General features: G+C 67.2%; 13 protein-coding genes. 3 read left to right on the top strand and 10 right to left on the bottom strand.

What is annotated here, in order from left to right; translation table 11 throughout:
- The 4 genes from KXD98_RS09025 to KXD98_RS09010 all read right to left on the bottom strand — a co-directional run bounded on the left by KXD98_RS09025 (position 1) and on the right by KXD98_RS09010 (position 4,240).
- Entirely contained in the window at positions 1-627 is a 627-nt protein-coding gene (locus KXD98_RS09025; RefSeq protein ID WP_260763450.1) for a DUF3159 domain-containing protein, read from the bottom strand.
- A gap of 42 nt (positions 628-669) precedes the next feature.
- Positions 670-1,671: a ketol-acid reductoisomerase gene (gene ilvC / locus KXD98_RS09020; protein WP_260765084.1), complete on the bottom strand. Its 1,002-nt coding sequence runs from the start codon at positions 1,669-1,671 to the stop codon at positions 670-672.
- Positions 1,672-1,745: 74 nt separating this feature from the next.
- Positions 1,746-2,261: an acetolactate synthase small subunit gene (gene ilvN, locus KXD98_RS09015; protein ID WP_260763448.1), complete on the bottom strand. Its 516-nt coding sequence runs from the start codon at positions 2,259-2,261 to the stop codon at positions 1,746-1,748.
- 95 nt (positions 2,262-2,356) lie between these two features.
- Positions 2,357-4,240: an acetolactate synthase large subunit gene (locus KXD98_RS09010; protein ID WP_396882760.1), complete on the bottom strand. Its 1,884-nt coding sequence runs from the start codon at positions 4,238-4,240 to the stop codon at positions 2,357-2,359.
- A gap of 291 nt (positions 4,241-4,531) precedes the next feature.
- Between KXD98_RS09010 and KXD98_RS09005 the strand changes: the two genes are divergently transcribed.
- Complete coding sequence (locus tag KXD98_RS09005) at positions 4,532-4,921, top strand: PH domain-containing protein (RefSeq protein WP_260763446.1); 390 nt, start codon at positions 4,532-4,534, stop codon at positions 4,919-4,921.
- A 3-nt stretch (positions 4,922-4,924) separates the two neighbouring features.
- On the opposite strand, the gene KXD98_RS09000 is transcribed toward KXD98_RS09005, so the two are convergent.
- Positions 4,925-5,755, bottom strand: a complete 831-nt coding sequence (locus tag KXD98_RS09000; protein WP_260763444.1) for a DoxX family protein — start codon at positions 5,753-5,755, stop codon at positions 4,925-4,927.
- 146 nt (positions 5,756-5,901) lie between these two features.
- Between KXD98_RS09000 and KXD98_RS08995 the strand changes: the two genes are divergently transcribed.
- A complete protein-coding gene (locus tag KXD98_RS08995) occupies positions 5,902-7,017 on the top strand; it encodes a PQQ-dependent sugar dehydrogenase (protein WP_260763442.1) in 1,116 nt (371 codons plus the stop codon).
- 42 nt (positions 7,018-7,059) lie between these two features.
- Here KXD98_RS08995 and gatB read toward each other — a convergent pair whose 3' ends face one another.
- The 4 genes from gatB to gatC all read right to left on the bottom strand — a co-directional run bounded on the left by gatB (position 7,060) and on the right by gatC (position 11,492).
- Complete coding sequence (gatB, locus tag KXD98_RS08990; protein WP_260763440.1) at positions 7,060-8,562, bottom strand: Asp-tRNA(Asn)/Glu-tRNA(Gln) amidotransferase subunit GatB; 1,503 nt, start codon at positions 8,560-8,562, stop codon at positions 7,060-7,062.
- Positions 8,563-8,662: 100 nt separating this feature from the next.
- Positions 8,663-9,694 (bottom strand): ATP-dependent 6-phosphofructokinase, encoded by a 1,032-nt coding sequence (locus KXD98_RS08985; protein WP_260763438.1) that lies wholly within the window; start codon positions 9,692-9,694, stop codon positions 8,663-8,665.
- 17 nt (positions 9,695-9,711) lie between these two features.
- Positions 9,712-11,196 (bottom strand): Asp-tRNA(Asn)/Glu-tRNA(Gln) amidotransferase subunit GatA, encoded by a 1,485-nt coding sequence (gatA, locus tag KXD98_RS08980; protein ID WP_260763437.1) that lies wholly within the window; start codon positions 11,194-11,196, stop codon positions 9,712-9,714.
- Positions 11,193-11,492 (bottom strand): Asp-tRNA(Asn)/Glu-tRNA(Gln) amidotransferase subunit GatC, encoded by a 300-nt coding sequence (gatC, locus tag KXD98_RS08975; RefSeq protein ID WP_260763436.1) that lies wholly within the window; start codon positions 11,490-11,492, stop codon positions 11,193-11,195. The genes gatA and gatC overlap by 4 nt, the downstream gene beginning before the upstream one ends.
- Positions 11,493-11,596: 104 nt before the next feature.
- Here gatC and KXD98_RS08970 point away from each other — a divergent pair, with 104 nt between their 5' ends.
- The gene (locus tag KXD98_RS08970; RefSeq protein ID WP_260763434.1) at positions 11,597-12,259 is read left to right on the top strand and encodes an amino acid-binding protein; all 663 of its coding nucleotides are present in this window, start codon (positions 11,597-11,599) and stop codon (positions 12,257-12,259) included.
- Positions 12,260-12,274: 15 nt separating this feature from the next.
- On the opposite strand, the gene ligA is transcribed toward KXD98_RS08970, so the two are convergent.
- A complete protein-coding gene (gene ligA / locus KXD98_RS08965; protein WP_396883142.1) occupies positions 12,275-14,359 on the bottom strand; it encodes an NAD-dependent DNA ligase LigA in 2,085 nt (694 codons plus the stop codon).
- Positions 14,360-14,365: the final 6 nt, after the last annotated feature.

The following is a 14,365-nucleotide window of genomic DNA, read 5'->3' as shown; positions in this document are numbered from 1 at the left end:
TCAAGCGGATTTCGCCTTGGGCGGCAGCGTGCGCATCGCCGTGCGGATCGCGAAATAGATCAGCGTCGAGGTGACCAGGAATACCGGCCAGCCCATCGCCACCCGTGCCAGCGCCAACAGTCCTTCCTGATCGGTGTCATACAGGTGGTACTGCACGCCGAAGCGGCTGGCCGACACCGCTGCCATGGCCAGGGTGACCAATGCGAAAGCCCGCCGGACGCGACGCACCCGCCGCCAGCTGTCGTCGCGACCGGTCATCCACGCCCACACCACACCCACCAGCGGCCGCCCCACCAGAACCGAAGAGGTGAACAGCACGGCCATGCCCAGATACATCCAGATGCCGGGCAGGTAGAAATCCTTGGCACGGCCGGTGACCAACGCAAACACCACACCGACCGCGACGCCGGCAAACCCCCACAGGGCCGGCCGGATCGACTCGCGGCGCCACAGCTGCCAGGTCAGCACCACCAGACCGGCTCCCGTGGCCGCCACCAGCGCCGCAGTCAACCCGGCCAGCGCGTTGGCCGATGCGAACAGCAGCACCGGCAGCGCGCTGTAGATCAAACCGCGCACCCCACCGGCTCGGGCCAGCAGCGCGTCCGCCGGTGTCGGAGGGCCCGTCATGAACACCGAGGATACCGACGAGGCCGTCTCGGCCGCGGAAGGTCAGGCGGTCTCGGTGATCGGGCGGTCGACCCAGCTCATCAGGTCACGCAGCTTCTTCCCGGTCACCTCGATGGGATGCTCGGCATTCTGCTTACGCAGACCCTCGAGTTCCTTGTTGCCACCCTCGACGTTGGCGACCAGTCGCCGGACGAAGGTGCCGTCCTGGATCTCGGACAGGATCTGCTGCATCCGCTTCTTGGTGTCGGCGTCGATGACCCGCGGTCCCGACAGGTACCCGCCGAACTCCGCGGTGTCACTCACCGAGTAGTTCATCCGCGCGATACCGCCCTCGTACATCAGGTCGACGATTAGCTTCAGCTCGTGCAACACCTCGAAGTACGCGAGCTCGGGGGCATATCCCGCCTCGACCATCACGTCGAAGCCGGTCTTGACGAGTTCCTCGGTGCCGCCGCACAACACGGCCTGCTCACCGAACAGGTCGGTCTCGGTCTCGTCTTTGAAGGTGGTCTTGATGACGCCGGCCCGGGTACCGCCGATGCCCTTGGCGTAAGACAGCGCCAACGCCTGCCCCTCACCCTTGGGGTCCTGGTCGATGGCGATCAGGCACGGCACACCCTTGCCGTCGACGAACTGGCGACGCACCAGGTGGCCGGGTCCCTTCGGGGCGACCATGCCGATGGTGACGTTGGCCGGCGGTTTGATCAGATCGAAATGGATGTTCAGCCCGTGGCCGAAGAACAGCGCGTTGCCGTCGGTCAGGTTGGGTTCGATGTCATTGGTGAAGATCTCGGCCTGCGCGGTGTCGGGCGCCAACAGCATGATCACGTCGGCCCATTTGGCCACCTCGGCCGGGGTGTCGACCTCCAGGCCCTGCTCGGTGACCTTGTCGCGGGACTTGGAACCTTCTTTGAGACCGACCTTCACCTGCACACCGGAGTCGCGCAGGCTCAACGAGTGCGCGTGGCCCTGGCTGCCGTAGCCGATGACGCCGACCTTGCGGCCCTGGATGATCGACAGGTCCGCGTCGTCGTCATAGAACATCTCAACTGCCATATTCGTGAATCTTCCTTCTTGTGTTGTGATCTCAGATCTGTCGGGAGCGCACGCCCCCTGGCTTATTTGGTGGTGATGCCGCGCGGGCCGCGCGACAGCGACACCACACCGGACTGCACGATCTCACGGATACCGTAGGGCTCGAGCACCCGCAGCAGGGCCTCCAGCTTGCCCGGTGTCCCGGTGGCCTCGATGGTCAGCGACTCGTTGGACACGTCGACGACCTTCGCCCGGAACAGGTTCACCGCTTCGATGACCTGACCGCGGGTCACCGCGTCGGCTCGGACTTTGATCAGCGCCAGCTCGCGGGCGACGGAGTTCTCGTCCTCCTGCTCGACGATCTTGATGACGTTGATCAGCTTGTTGAGCTGCTTGGTGATCTGTTCCAACGGTGAGTCTTCGACGTCGACGACGATGGTCATCCGCGACAGGTCTTTCTGTTCGGTGGCACCGACCGCAAGCGACTGAATGTTGTATCCGCGGCGGGAGAACAGCGAGGCCACCCGGGCCAGCACGCCGGGCTTGTCCTCGACGAGCACCGACAGCGTGTGCGTGCGCCGGGATTCGTTGGTGCCCATTACAGTTCTCCGTTCTTCGCGCAAGCGCTCATCACAGTTCTCCGTTCTTCGCGCAAGCGCTCATCACAGTTCTCCGTTCTTCGCGCAAGCGCTCATCACGCGTGGCCCTCTTCCGGGTCGTCGAACAGCGGCCGAATACCCCGTGCCGCTTGAATCTCGTCGTTGCTGGTGCCGGCCGCAACCATAGGCCACACCTGGGCATCGGCTCCCACGATGAACTCCACCACCACCGGCCGGTCATTGATCGCCCGGGCCTCGGCGATGACGTCGGCCACGTCCTCGGCGCGTTCACAGCGCAAACCGACACAGCCGAGAGCCTCGGCCAACTTGACGAAGTCCGGGATGCGGCGGCTGTGGGTGGCCAGATCGGTCTGGCTGTAGCGCTCCTCGTAGAACAGGGTCTGCCATTGGCGCACCATGCCGAGGTTGCCGTTGTTGATCAGCGCGACCTTGATCGGCACACCCTCGATCGCACAGGTGGCCAGTTCCTGGTTGGTCATCTGGAAGCAGCCGTCGCCGTCGATGGCCCACACCTCGCTGTCGGGGCAGCCCATCTTGGCGCCCATGGCCGCCGGAACGGCGTAACCCATGGTGCCCAGACCGCCCGAGTTCAGCCACGTCTTGGGCTTCTCGTAGGAGATGAACTGCGCTGCCCACATCTGGTGCTGGCCCACGCCGGCGACGTAGATCGCGTCCGAGCCGGCCATCTTGCCCAGCGTCTCGATGACGTACTCCGGGGACAGGCTGCCGTCGCTCTGCGGCCCGTAGCTCAGCGGGTAGGTGGTCTGCAGTCCGCGCAAGTACTCCCACCAGGCATCGATCTGGATCGAGCCCAGCGCGTCGTCCCTGCGGAGGGCCTCGATCAGGTCAGCGATCACCGCCTTGACGTCACCGACGATCGGCACGTCGGCGTGCCGGTTCTTGCCGATCTCCGCGGGGTCGATGTCGGCGTGGATGACCTTGGCATCGGGAGCGAACGAATCCAGCTTGCCGGTGACGCGGTCGTCGAAGCGGGTGCCCAGCGCGATCAGCAGATCGCTGCGCTGCAGTGCGGCCACCGCCGAGACGGTGCCGTGCATCCCGGGCATCCCCAGATTCTGCGGATGACTGTCGGGGAAAGCGCCGCGCGCCATCAGCGTGGTGACCACCGGGATTCCGGTCAGCTCGGCCAGGTCGAGCAACTGCTCGGAGGCCTCGCCGCGGATCACGCCGCCGCCCACATAGAGCACCGGCTTGCGGGCCGCGGCGATGAGCTTGGCCGCTTCTCGCACCTGCCGGTTGTGCGGCTTGGTGTTGGGCTTGTACCCGGGCAGCTCGAACTGCGGAGGCCAGCTGAAGGTGCACTCCCCCTGCAGCACGTCCTTGGGGATGTCGACCAGCACCGGCCCGGGACGCCCGCTGGCGGCGATGTGGAACGCCTCGGCGATCACACGAGCGATGTCGTCACCGTCACGGACCAGGAAGTTGTGCTTGGTGATCGGCATCGTGATGCCGGAGATGTCGGCCTCCTGAAACGCGTCGGTGCCGATCAGCCCGCGGCCGACCTGGCCGGTGATCGCGACCACCGGGATGGAATCCATGTAGGCGTCGGCCAGCGGCGTGACCAGGTTGGTCGCACCCGGACCCGAGGTGGCCATACACACCCCCACCCGGCCGGTGGCGTGGGCGTAACCGCTGGCCGCGTGTCCGCCACCCTGTTCGTGGCGGACCAGCACGTGCCGCACCTTCTGCGAGTCGAACAGCGGGTCGTAGACCGGGAGGACGGCGCCGCCGGGGATGCCGAAGATGACGTCGACGTCGAGTTCCTCCAAAGACCTCACCACCGCCTGTGCGCCGGTGAGTTGTTGCGGGGCAACCTTTCTGGGCTGCCCTGCAGAACCGGAGCCGATATCGGCATTCACCTTGTGGGTGCCCGGTGTCTGGGTCCCGTTGGCCGGGGTCGCCGACTGTTCGGGGGGTCGTGTCGTGGGTGCGCTCACGATGTCCTCTTGATCCTTCTGGCCGGTGTGGCCTGCTCGTGCGAATCCTGACGGTGCTGGGCAACAAAAAACCCCCGTCAGCCCAGCGGCTGTACGAGGGTTGCGCGTCGATCCGGTTGTGCTATGCCCTAGCTGGGGCTAGCGCGGAATCAACGCGCAACCCAATTACTACGAGCATGCCGGGGGTCTGCATAGCAGACGACGGTAGCCGCCGACCTGGCCCGCGGTCAAATCTGCCTGCCGGGTCAGCACCGCGCCGAGCCCCGGTCGGGCCGGTGCGATGATGGCCTCATGGCAGAACCGTCGATGGAGGCGCCCATCGTCATCAAGATCTCCCCGATGGCCCATCTGGCGGTGCTGTTGCTGGCGTTCGCCCTATTTTCGGTGGTGCTGGCCAGCCCGCCGTGGGCCGCGCTGCTCCTGCTGATACCGGCGGGGCTGTCGGTGGCGATCGCGCGGTACCGGACCACCGCGGACCGCGAGACCGTTACGGCGCGGACGTTGACGGGCAGTCAGACGATTCGCTGGGACGACATCGACGGGTTGCGGTTCGGCAGGAGAATGTGGGCGATGGCGCGTCGCCACGACGGCTCGGAGGTGATGTTGCCGGCGGTGACGTTCAACACGCTGCCGTCGCTGACTGCCGTGTCCGGCGGCCGGGTGCCCAACCCCTACGAGTAGCGCTCAACCCAATGGGTTGGCTCCGTTGAGGAGGATCCAGATCGCAATGCCGGCGGCAACTCCGAGCACCAGCGCGGCGAAGGAACCGATGAACGGACGTCGCGCCCAACCGCGGCTGCGGTCCAGGCTGTAGCGGCCGGGACCGATCAGCACCAGCGCAGCGACCACCAGCAGCAACACGACCTCATACCCGTGTCCGTCGGCCAGGAACGCCGAGAGCCGTGCCTCGCTGCGCGCATCCATGACCTCGGCGAGGATCGCCGTCACCAGGTAGGCCAGCGCCCCGGCGGCGACGACGGGGGTGAACACGCCAAGGATCAGCAGGATGCCCGCGGCGATCTGTCCGCCCGCGGCGACGTAGCTGAGAATGTCGGCGTGCCGGAAGCCGATATCGGTCAGATACTCCCGGAAACCGGCCAGGCCCTCACCGCCCCACCAGCCGAACATCTTCTGCAGACCGTGGACGATCAGCAACGCCCCGACCGCGACGCGCAGCAGCAGCAGGCCGAGGTTCTGGGTGCCTCGGCGATCACCGTCGCGGCGGGACTCGTCGACCGCCACCTCGGCGGGGGCCGCCGGGGTGCCGTAGGCGCCGGCGGCCAGGCCCGCCCCTGGCTGCACGTACGGCAGCGGGCCGGGATCGTTGCTCAGGCTGAACGGCGCGACACCGGCCGGTTTGCCCACGTCGTAGCGCGGAATCGCGGTGGTCTCCAGGTCGCCGCCGTAGTGCGGCGAGGCGAGATCGTCTTCGGGGTCGACCAGGCGGGCCGACGCGGGACGACCGCTGGAGTCGTCGGGCCGCTGCCAGAGTCCGGATTCATGGGGACTGGTCACAAGAGCCAGGGTAAGGGCTACTGGACCCGCGGCCGGGAATTGACCCGGCGCGTTGAGCACGTGTTTTCCGGTTGCATTGCAGGTCGCGGGCAGGTCGCCGAGGCGCGCGTGGCGGGCAGTGCTCGGCGATCCGTAATCTGGCCTGCATGAGTCAGCGCCGGCCGTTGCGGGCATTCGTCGTTGTGCTGAGTGCCGCCGTGCTCACCGTGGGATGTGCACGCTTTGATTCCGCGCAGTCGCAGCCGTTCACCACCCAGCCCAAGTTGGCCCCGGGCCCGACCTCGACGCCGCCACCACCGCCGCCGCTGCCCGCCGTGCCCTTCCCGAAGGAGTGTCCGGCCCCGGGCGTCATGCAGGGTTGTCTGGAGAGCACCAGCGGGCTGATCATGCTGCCGGACAGCAAGTCGGCCCTGGTGGCCGAACGCACCACCGGCGCGGTCAAGGAGATCTCGGTGCGCGCCGAGCCGAAGGTCAAGACCGTCATCCCGGTCGACGGTGGCCCCGACAGTGGGCTGATGGACATCGTGTTGTCGCCGACCTACGCCCAGGACCGGCTGATGTACGCCTACGTCAGCACTCCGACCGACAACCAGGTTATCCGGATCGCCGACGGCGACGTCCCCAAGCCGATCCTGACCGGAATCCCGAAGGGTGCGACCGGCAATGCCGGCTCGCTGATCTTCACCAGCCGCACCACCTTGCTGGTGCAGACCGGCGACGCCGGGGACCCGGGTCTGGCAGCCGATCCGAATTCGATGGCCGGCAAGCTGCTGCGCATCGAGCAGCCGACGACGGTCAACCAGGCGCCCACCACCACGGCGCTGTCGGGTCTGGGTGCCGGTGGCGGGATATGCAAGGACCCGTCCGACGACTCTCTCTATGTCACCGACCGCACCCCGACGGCAGACCGCCTGCAGCGCATCACCAAGGATTCGGAAGTCTCGACGGTGTGGACGTGGCCGGATCGTCCCGGCGTGGCCGGATGTGCGGCGCTGGACGGCACCGTGTTGGTGAACCTGGTCGACACCAAACAGACGGTCGCGGTGCGGTTGGCCGCCGACACCGGCGCGGTCACCGGCGAGCCCGAGGTGGTCCGACAGGACCTGCGCGGTCATGCATGGGCGCTGCAGGTTTCACCGGACGGCAATGTCTGGGGCGCCACCATCAACAAGACCGCCGGGGACGCCGAGAGTCTCGATGACGTGGTTTTCCCGCTGTTCCCGCAAGGCGGCTTCCCGCGCACCCGCGACGAGTTGACCTGACGTGATCGTGGGTCCGGCCGGTAGCTGTTGCCCCGTCAACGGCTAATTGCACGCCGCCATGACCAGTTCGCGCACCCGCGCGGCGTCAGCCTGTCCCTTGGTCGCCTTCATCACTGCGCCGACGATGGCGCCGGCAGCCGCGACCTTGCCGCCGCGGATCTTCTCGACGATGTCGGGGTTGGCGGCCAGCGCGTCGTCGACCGCGGATTGGATCAGCGAGTCGTCGCGCACCACGGCCAGGCCCCGGTCGGTCATCACCTGCTCGGGCTCACCCTCGCCGGCCAGGACGCCCTCGACGACCTGACGAGCCAGCTTGTTGGACAGTTTGCCCTCGTCAACAAGCTTGACCACGGTCGCCACCTGGGCCGGGGTGATCGGTAGGTCGGACAGCGCCACGGCCTGCTCATTGGCCTTCTGCACCAGGAAGTTGCCCCACCACGCGCGCGCAGCGTCACTGGTGGCGCCGTGCTCGACCGTTGCGGCGATGAGGTCCAGCGCTCCGATGTTGACCAGGTCGCGCATCACCTCGTCTGAGATGCCCCAGTCCTGCTGAATACGCTTGCGCACCAACCACGGAAGCTCGGGGATGGTCTGGCGGAGTCGCTCGACGAGCTCGCGGCTGGGCGCCACCGGCTCGAGGTCGGGTTCAGGGAAGTAACGGTAGTCCTGCGCCTCTTCCTTGCTACGGCCGGCAGAGGTGTGACCGTCCTCGTGGAAGTGTCGCGTCTCCTGTAGCACCTGGCCCCCGGAGGCCAAAATGGCTGCCTGGCGGCGCATCTCGTAACGGACCGCCACCTCGACACTCTTGAGCGAGTTGACGTTCTTGGTCTCGGTGCGGGTACCGAACTCGGCCTGGCCGAGTGGGCGCAGCGAGACGTTGGAATCGCAGCGCATAGAACCCTGATCCATCCGGACATCGGAAACATCCAGCGCGCGCAACAGATCCCGCAGCGCGGTGACGTAGGCGCGGGCGATCTCCGGGGCGCGCTCACCCGCTCCTTCGATCGGTTTGGTCACGATCTCGATGAGGGGCACACCGGCGCGGTTGTAGTCGGCCAGTGAGGTGGTGGCCCCGGCGATCCGGCCGGTGTCGCTGCCCAGGTGCGTCAGCTTGCCGGTGTCTTCCTCCATGTGTGCCCGCTCGATCTCGACGCGCCAGGTGCTGCCGTCCTCCAGCGGGACATCGAGATATCCGTTGAACGCGATCGGCTCGTCGTATTGGGAGATCTGGTAGTTCTTCGGCTGATCGGGGTAGAAGTAGTTCTTCCGGGCGAACCGGCACCACGAAGCGATCTCGCAGTTCAGCGCGAGTCCGATGCGGATCGCCGACTCCACGGCGGCCTGGTTGAGCACAGGCAACGAACCCGGCAGTCCCAGGCATACCGGGCACACCTGGGTGTTGGGCTCGGCGCCGAACCTATTGGCGCACCCGCAGAACATCTTGGTGGCCGTGGAGAGCTCGACGTGCACCTCCATGCCCATCACAGGCTCGAAGGCGGCGACGACCTCCTCGTAGTCCAGCAGATCAGCGGTAGCGACAGACATGCCCTGATCCTAATGGGTCGCCGTTGTCCGGCGAGCAGACGCGGACGCCCCCGAAATGGCCGCGATTCAGGGGGCTACGCGTCTGCTCGCGGGTGCAATCTCAGCCGAAGAACTCGGCGGCGTCGTCGTAGCGGCTCTGCGGCACCAGCTTGAGCTGGCGTACGGCGTCGGCCAGGTGAACCCGTCCGATGTCCTGCCCGCGCAGCGACACCATCATTCCGTACTCGCCGGCGTGCGCGGCGTCAGCGGCGTTGACGCCGAAGCGGGTGGCCAGCACCCGGTCGTAGGCTGTTGGCGTACCGCCGCGCTGCACGTGCCCCAGCACGGTCACCCGGACCTCCTTGTTGATCCGCTTCTCCACCTCCATCGCCAACTGCTGCGCGACCCCGGTGAAACGCTCGTGACCGAACTCGTCGACACCCCCCTGACGCAGCTGCATCGATCCCTCGGCGGGTTTGGCCCCCTCGGCGACCACGCAGATGAAGTGCGAATCTCCACGCACGAAGCGCTCTTTGACCAGTCGGCAGACTTCCTCGACGTCGAACGGCTGTTCGGGAATCAACGTCATGTGCGCGCCCGTGGCCAGCCCCGCGTTGAGCGCGATCCAGCCGGCGTGGCGGCCCATCACCTCGACCAACATCACACGCTGGTGGGACTCCGCGGTGCTGTGCAACCGGTCAATGGCCTCGGTTGCCACGGTCAACGCGGTGTCATGGCCGAACGTGACATCAGTGCAGTCGATGTCGTTGTCGATCGTTTTGGGCACCCCGACGACCGGGACATCCTCTTCCGACAGCCAGTGCGCTGCGGTCAGCGTGCCCTCACCGCCGATCGGGATCAACACATCGATGCCGTTGTCCTCGAGGGTCTGCTTGATCTGGTCCAGACCGGCGCGCAGCTTGTCAGGATTGACCCGAGCGGTGCCGAGCATGGTGCCGCCCTTGGCCAGCAGCCGGTCGTTGCGGTCGTCGTTCTTCAGCTGGATGCGGCGGTTCTCCAGCAGGCCCCGCCAGCCGTCCTGAAAGCCCACGACCGACGAGCCGTAGCGCACGTCGCAGGTTCTCACCACCGCCCGGATCACCGCATTCAAGCCAGGACAGTCACCGCCGCCGGTCAGCACTCCGATACGCATGTGCCCATCCTCCCCTTTCAGAGCGCGGTCGGCAGCGGACCGCGAGCAGCTTCATAGGCGGCACCCACGCGGTAGAGCCGGTCGTCGGCCAGCGCCGGCGCCATGATCTGCAGGCCGACGGGCAGCCCGTCGTCATCACTGAGGCCCGAGGGCACCGACATCCCGCAGTGCCCGGCCAGATTCAGCGGTAGCGTGCACAGGTCGAACAGGTACATCGCGAGCGGGTCATCGACCTTTTCCCCGAGGCGAAATGCCGTGGAAGGCGTGGTCGGGGTAACCAACACGTCGACGCTCTGGTAAGCCTTCTCCAGGTCGCCCGCGATCAACGTGCGCACCTTCTGGGCCTGGTTGTAGTAGGCGTCGTAGTAGCCCGCCGACAGCGCGTAGGCGCCGATCATGATGCGCCGCTTGACTTCTGGACCGAAGCCGGCCGCGCGGGTCAGCGCCATCACCTCTTCGGCACTATGGGTCCCGTCGTCACCGACGCGCAGTCCGTAGCGCATACCATCGAACTTGGCCAGGTTCGACGACACCTCGGAGGGCAGGATCAGGTAGTAGGCCGGCAGCGAGTAATCGAAGTGCGGGCAATCCACTTCGGTGACCTGCGCGCCCAGCGCGGTCAGCTGATCGACAGCGGCGGTGAACGAGTTCAGCACCCCGGGTTGATAACCCTCTCCACTGCGCAGTTGCTTGACCACCCCGACGCGCACACCGGTGAGGTCTCCGGCGGCCCCGGTACGCGCTGCGGCCACGACGTCGGGCACGGGCACATCCACCGAGGTCGAATCGCGCGGATCATGTCCGGCGATCACCGCGTGCAACAGCGCGGTGTCGAGCACGGTGCGCGCGCACGGACCACCCTGATCCAGCGATGAGGCGCACGCGATCAGGCCATAGCGCGACACCGTGCCGTAAGTCGGCTTGACCCCGACGGTCGAGGTCAGTGCCGCGGGCTGACGGATGGATCCACCGGTGTCCGAGCCGATCGCCAGCGGCGCCTGAAACCCGGCCAGAGCAGCGGCGCTTCCGCCACCGGAGCCGCCGGCCACCCGGTCGACGTTCCACGGGTTGCGGGTGGGTCCATAGGCCGAGTTCTCGGTCGAGGACCCCATCGCGAATTCGTCCATGTTGGTTTTGCCCAGGATCGGGATGCCGGCGGCGCGCAGCCGCGCGGTGACGGTCGCGTCGTAGGGTGACATCCAGCCGTCGAGGATCTTCGACCCGCAGGTGGTGGGCATGTCGGTGGTGGTGAACACGTCCTTGAGCGCCAGCGGAACCCCGGCCAGCGGCGAGGGCAGCTGCTCCCCCGCGACGACCGCTTTGTCGACGGCCGCGGCGGCATCCAGCGCGCGCTCGGTGGCGACGTGCAGGAACGCGTGGAACTCCCCGTCGGTGGCGGCGATCTGATCGAGGCAGGCCTGGGTCGCTTCGGTCGACGACACTTCCTTGGCCGCGATCTTGGCACCCAGCGTGGCCGCGTCGAGCCTGATCAACTCGCTCATTCGGGCTCTCCCAGGATGCGCGGCACCGCGAACCGGCCCTCCTCGGCGCGTGGCGCCTGACTCAGTGCCTGTTCCTGTTCCAGCCCAGGTCGCACGTCATCGGGGCGGAACACGTTGACATCCTTCAGCGGGTTGTCGGTGGCGTCGACGCCCGTGACGTCGACGGCCGCGATCTTGCTGACATGGCCGAGGATGGCCCCGAGCTGATCGGCGAAGCTGTCGAGTTCACTGTCGGTGAGGGCGAGCCGAGCCAGCCGCGCCAGGTGGGCAACCTCGTCTCGAGAGATCTGTGACACGACCACGAAGCCTAGTTCAACGCCACCGCGGCCAGCCGCCCGCGCCGTTGGGCCGACCGCGGCCGAGTCGCCCACCTGCGCCGGTCCGTGACACAGTGTTGGCCGTGCCAACGTATCTGCTGCGTGTCGAGCTGGAGGACAGGCCCGGAAGCCTGGGTTCACTGGCGGTGGCGCTGGGCACCGCGGGCGCGGACATCCTGTCGCTGGACGTGGTCGAGCGCGCGGCGGGTTACGCCGTCGACGACCTGGTCGTCGAGCTGCCGCCCGGTGCGATGCCCGACATGCTGATCACCGCTGCCGAGCAGCTCAAAGGCGTCTACGTCGACAGCATCCGACCCCACACCGGGCTGTTGGAGGCACACCGCGAGCTCGAACTGATCGATCATGTCGCCGCTGCGGGCGACGAGCGCCAAACCCGGTTGCAGGTGCTGGTCGATGAAGCCCCCCGGGTGCTGCGGGTGGGTTGGTGCACGGTGACCGCGCTGACCGAAGCCGGACCGCAGCGGGTGGCCGGAAGTCCCGGAGCGCCGGAAACGATGGCCGCCGAAACTCCATGGCTGCCGTTGTCACGGGCTGCGGCGCTGGACGCGACGGCGCCCTGGGTTCCCCAGGTGTGGCGCGACATGGACACCACGCTGGCCGCGGCGCCACTGGGCGATCCGCGCACCGCGGTGGTGCTCGGCCGGCCGGGGGGACCGCTGTTTCGGCCCAGCGAGGTGGCTCGACTGGGCTATCTGGCCGGGATCATCGCGACGATCATCGGCTGAGCAACCATCGGCACCTCACACGGTGTCCGGGCCGCCGTCGAGCAGACGCTGAAATCCCGCCTCGTCGAGGATGGGCACACTGAGTTCGACGGCCTTGTCGTACTTGGATCCGGGCGCATCACCGGCCACCACGAACGCGGTCTTCTTCGACACCGAGCCGACCGCTTTTCCGCCGCGGGCGATGATCGCCTCTTTGGCGTCGTCGCGGCTGAACCCGGTCAGCGAGCCGGTCACGACGATGGACAGACCTTCCAGGGTGCGCTCGATGCTGGCGTCTCGTTCGTCAGCCATCCGCACACCCGCCGTTCGCCACTTGTCGACGATCGCGCGGTGCCAGTCGACGGTGAACCAGTCCGTCACCGCCGCCGCGATGGTCGAACCCACTCCTTCGACGGCGGCCAGCCGTTCCTCCGAGGCCGCCACGATCGCATCCAGGCTGCCGAACTCGGTGGCCAGCGCCCGTGCGGCAGTCGGGCCGACATGGCGGATCGACAGGGCGACCAGGACCCGCCACAGCGGCTGACTCTTTGCCTTGTCGAGGTTGAACAGCAATCGGCGCCCGTTGGCCGAGAGCTCACCTTTCTGGGTGGTGAACAGATCGGTCCGCAGCAGATCTTGCTCGGTGAGGGTGAACAGGTCCCCCTCGTCGGTGATCACCTGCGCTTGCAGCAGTGCGGTCGCGGCTTCGTAGCCCAGTCCTTCGATGTCGAACGCACCACGTCCGGCGACGTGAAAGACCCGTTCCCGCAACTGCGCCGGGCAGGTGCGGGCGTTGGGGCAGCGGATGTCGGCATCGCCCTCTTTGGCCGGAGCCAGCGCGGTGCCACATTCCGGGCAATGCGTGGGCATCTGGAATTCGCGCTCGGACCCGTCGCGCAGGTCCACGACCGGCCCGAGGACCTCGGGAATGACGTCGCCCGCTTTACGGATCACCACGGTGTCGCCGATCAGCACGCCCTTGCGCTTGACCTCCGAGGCGTTGTGCAAGGTGGCCAGCCCGACCGTCGAGCCGGCAACCTTGACCGGCTCCATATAGGCAAATGGGGTGACACGTCCGGTGCGGCCCACGTTGACGCGGATGTCGAGCAATCTCGTGGTGGCCTCTTCGGGCGGGTACTTGTAGGCCACCGCCCAACGCGGCGCGCGTGAGGTCGCTCCGAGCCGACGCTGCAACGAGACCTCGTCGACTTTGACGACCAGGCCGTCGATTTCATGATCAACCTCGTGGCGATGCTCGCCCCAGTAGGCGATCCGCTCGGTCACCGCCTCCAGTCCCTGTACGCGGGCGGTGTGGCCGGAAACCGGCAGCCCCCACGCCCCGAGCGCCAGGTAGGCCTCATGCAGGGTGGCGAAGGGGAAACCCGCGGGGCTCTCGACGCGACCGACCCCGTGGCAGATCATCCGGAGCCGACGGCGCGCGGTGACCGCGGGATTCTTCTGGCGCAGCGAGCCTGCCGCACTGTTGCGCGGATTGGCGAACGGAGGCTTTCCCTCGGCGACCAGACCGGCGTTGAGATCCTCGAAATCGGCGACCCGGAAGAACACCTCGCCACGCACCTCGAGCAGCCGGGGAACCGGGAAACCATCTGTCGGAGTGAGCTTTTCCGGTATGTCATCGATGGTGCGGGCATTGAGTGTGACGTCTTCTCCGGTTCGTCCGTCGCCGCGCGTGGCGGCCCGCTCCAGCCGCCCGTCCCGGTACACCAGCGACAACGCAACGCCGTCGATCTTCAGCTCACACAGGTAGTGGGCGTCCGTACCGATCTCCCCCTTGATGCGTGCGGCCCAGGCTGCCAGCTCGTCCGGGGTAAAGACGTTGTCCAGACTCAGCATTCGCTCAAGGTGCTCCGCGGCGGCGAAGTCGGTCGCGAACCCGGCACCACCGACGAGTTGCGTCGGCGAATCAGGCGTCCGCAGCTCGGGGTGCTCGTCCTCCAGCGTCTGCAGCTGAGCCAGCAGGGCATCGAACTCGGCATCGGAGATCACCGGCGCGTCGCGCACGTAATAGCGGAACTGGTGGTCGCGAACCTCGTCGGCGAGCTCCTGCCAGCGGCGGCGCAGATCGGCGTCAGGGCCGTCGTCAGCCTGCTCGGCCAGCACTGCCTC

The organism is Mycobacterium sp. SMC-4, assembly GCF_025263265.1.
Taxonomy (GTDB): Bacteria; Actinomycetota; Actinomycetes; order Mycobacteriales; family Mycobacteriaceae; genus Mycobacterium.
Note: the sequence above shows the minus strand (reverse complement) of the source record. Positions and strands in the feature narration are given on the sequence as shown.